This window comes from Mycobacterium sp. KBS0706 (assembly GCF_005938675.2).
Lineage (GTDB): Bacteria > Pseudomonadota > Alphaproteobacteria > DSM-16000 > Inquilinaceae > Inquilinus.
This window is the reverse complement of the sequence record NZ_VCCH02000296.1, coordinates 1-979: the sequence shown is the minus strand read 5'-3', so window position 1 is coordinate 979 and position 979 is coordinate 1. Positions and strand designations below refer to the sequence as shown.

At 64.1% G+C, this 979-nt stretch carries 1 protein-coding gene and 1 pseudogene; one reads left to right on the top strand and one right to left on the bottom strand.

What is annotated here, in order from left to right:
- Positions 1–109 precede the first annotated feature (109 nt).
- Positions 110–541: pseudogene (locus FFK22_RS41915) on the top strand (MucR family transcriptional regulator); the annotation flags it as partial.
- Positions 542–678: 137 nt separating this feature from the next.
- On the opposite strand, the gene FFK22_RS41910 reads toward FFK22_RS41915, so the two are convergent.
- Positions 679–979 (bottom strand): DDE-type integrase/transposase/recombinase (locus FFK22_RS41910; RefSeq protein ID WP_143957015.1); only part of this gene is annotated, 301 nt, incomplete at its 5' end.

Sequence of the window (979 nt, the reverse complement as noted above, 5' to 3'; positions counted from 1 at the left end):
CAGCGAGAAAAGCGGCTCGCTGTGAATAACGTGTAAGAGCTTCCAAAAACCCTGGACTTACTGAGCGGCAGCGACAACGGTCGCTCACCGATTCCAAAGGAGAACAGAAATGGCGGGGGAGACTTCCGTCGGACTGCAACAGGGAACGGCAGACGAGACACGAAAGCTGACCGTGCAGATCGTCGCCGCGCATGTCGCCAATAATAATGTTGCGACGAGTGACCTGCCGGCGCTTATTGATCAGGTCTACAGCGCACTTAGCGGCCTCGGAAAGCCTGTCGAGCCGGTGAAGGAGCAGCCCCAGCCAGCGGTGCCGATCAAGAGGTCGGTCATGCCCGACTATATCGTCTGTCTCGAGGACGGCAGGAAGCTGAAGATGCTGAAGCGGCATCTGAAGACCGCCTACAACATGACGCCGGACGAGTACCGCGAGCGCTGGGGCTTGCCGGCCGACTACCCGATGGTCGCGCCGAACTATGCTAACCAACGTAGCGCCCTGGCCAAGACGATCGGGCTCGGAACGCGTCGTCCCGCCGTTGCGCCGCCTCCGGCGCCCCACCCTGAACCCGCTACTCCAAAGCCCCGTCGCGGCCGAAAGGCGAGTTGACGGTCTGGCCCCGGTGCTCGGCTTTGTCACGTTGTCGGGCGTGGCCGCTCTGAAACGAGCCTCCGCTGGGCTCAGGCGGCGACGCCTGCCGCGTTACGCCGTGCCCCGAACGCCTCGGCTCGGAACAGTCGGTGTGTACGAGCGGTGGTAAGATGACGGCAGAGGTTGAACGTGTTGTAGGTTGCGGCATGCATCGACAGGAACCGCTGCGCCGCGGCGGCCGATTTGAACAGCTGCAGCTTGCGCTCCCGTCGCCGGACCGGGACGTGCGAACTCTCGGCCCGGTTGTTCAGCCGCTTGCCTCGGAGGTGCGGGATCCCGTCGAGCCGCAGGCCACGAAGCGCCGCGCCGTAGGCCGGACACTTGTCGGTG